Origin of the sequence: Trichocoleus sp. ST-U1 (assembly GCF_039961835.1) — a bacterium.
Taxonomy (GTDB): Bacteria; Cyanobacteriota; Cyanobacteriia; order Cyanobacteriales; family FACHB-T130; genus FACHB-T130.
In genome coordinates this window covers 1-2283 of record NZ_JAMPJZ010000168.1, presented here as the reverse complement: position 1 = coordinate 2283, position 2283 = coordinate 1, and the positions used below count along the sequence as shown (strand labels likewise).

Annotated in this window: 1 protein-coding gene; it reads left to right on the top strand. The window is 45.5% G+C overall.

Annotation, left to right across the window (positions count from 1 at the left end):
• Positions 1-372: 372 nt before the first annotated feature.
• The coding region (locus tag NDA06_RS26555) for a WGR domain-containing protein (RefSeq protein WP_348251953.1) at positions 373-2283 on the top strand (1911 nt) is incomplete at its 3' end.

Genomic DNA, 2283 nt, shown 5'->3' with positions numbered 1-2283 from the left:
TTTTTGAAATTAATTCACCTCATGAATGATTTTCGCGCTTCTCCTGTCAGTTTCCCTATTGCTAGTTGAATCTCTTCCTGATTATCCTCTCTCCCTAGTAACAAAAGAGGGATCAATCCGAGCAAGGTGTATACTAGCCCTTGGGCTAAGGGCAAGAATTGTAGACATTGTTCTTGCTATCTTTTGGTTTCATGCCCTTTTCTCTCATTTCTGGCTACTGTTTGGCAACTAGAGCATTTGTACTGGTGCAAGATGTGAGTCAACCGAGAACCGCGATAAACAGCGTTGACGAGTTCTCCAAAGAAGGCGATCGCTTTTGGCAATTATTTAGTACATTTATACTATTTACACACCAAGCTTTGAGACACTCGTATGGAACTCATCCAACGGACTACGCTTCTCTACCAAGCCGGGAGTTCAGATAAAGTCTACGAAGTCGATCTCTGCAAGACAGGTGAAAACCGCTACCTCGTTAACTTCCGCTACGGACGACGCGGTACAACTCTCAAGGAAGGTACAAAGACGGTTCAGGCTGTACCTTTAGCCCAAGCGCAGCGAGTGTTCGATAAGCTGGTTGACTCCCAAATTCAGAAGGGCTATCGGGATGTCACCGCTGGGGCAGTTAGCGAGCCAGCTGCACCCGCACCAGTCCAAACTGCAAGTAATGTACCAATCACCAGCGACCCACGCCACCAAGCCATCCTCAACCGTTTGGCGAACCGGGACAATCGGAAATGGCCTCTGGAACGGGCAATTTGGCGGGCTGGCGAACTTAAAATTAGAGAAGCTACGCCGTTGTTAATTCAACTCATTGGAACTGGCGAAGCTTTGAGAGATTATTGCATCGCTTGGGCGTTGGGTTGGTGTGGGGATGAGAGCACCATTCCCTTTGTCAGGGAACTTTCCCAGCATAAATCTGTTGCTGAATTCGTCTGCCGCATCGCCTGGGAAGCACTATTTAAATTATCAGATGAACAGACACAAGGGCAGATGCGTTCTGAGAAGATAGAACAACTGCCCTTAGAGTTGCGCGATTTAGCCCGAAATGGAACAGCAGAAACATTTGCAACTACACTTCGCGATTATTTAAATAGCAGCGATTACAGGCGTTTTTCCGTTCTCGATACTATTTATCAAATTGATAACCAATACGTGCGTCCAGCACTACTCGATATTTTATGCGAAACACCTTTTAAATCTAACTACTTCCAGCGAATTCGCCATATTTTCAAGATGGCTGAGTATCGCCATGATGCAGAAGTTTTCGGAATCCTTGCTTATGCCTTTGAGAAAGAACCGGGGACGTTTAATAATCAGCAAACGGGTTGGCAATGGGACTCAGTGAAGCGCGAATATTATAGTACCGGGAAACGTCACACTGAAGAACTCAAGAGTCCGCAGTCGAAAAAAGCTTACAGCCAACAAACTCGTGAATATCTGCGGCGGCGAGTTTGGCGTACTCTTAAAACTTTGGGTGAAGAAAGCGATTCTAACTATATCAATCTTGCAGTCAATATTCTCCTACAGTATTCGGATGATGACGCTCAACCAGCCAAGCAGTCAACTTTCAGGAGATGGAACGGACAACGCCGTTCCTATGAAAGCTTTACTAGAGGTTGGGATACTTATGCTGGCTACCTAATTTTTAATCATATTCTTTACGAAAACAGTCCCCGCTATGCCTCCCATCCTAAAGCATGGCGTTGTCAAGATGGTTACAAACCGGGAGATCCAGAACCGCAAGTAAGAGAAGAAGCTTTTTCCGAACTTTGGCAGCAAAACCCAGCAGCACTTGTACAGTTATTAATAGAAAGTGATTGCCGTCCCGTTCATCATTTTGCAGTTAAAGCGTTGCGCGTCTGCAAAGAATTTTGCGATAGCCTTGACACAGACACATTAATCAAATTCCTGAATAAACCTTACGAAATAACCGCCGAATTCGGCTTTTTACTGGCACGCGATCGCTACGACCCCGCCCAGCCCAACAGTACATTAGTCCTGGCTCTTGCTAATTGTGCATTCCCAGAAGCACGTACACAAGCCTATCGTTGGATCGAACAGCAACGAGAATTCTTTTTTGAATCCAGCGACTTTATCGCGGGTTTAGTGACCAGTCAACAAGCTGATACCCGTGCTTTTGCGCGAAGGTTACTAAGTTCATCAATTTTAACCGATACCACCGCCAGGGTACTCATCGGAAGAATTATTGCTGCTGTGTTGGCACTAGAACCTACGCAAACAGATAGTTCAAGAGAAATTAGTGAAACTTTGTTGCTCTGTTTT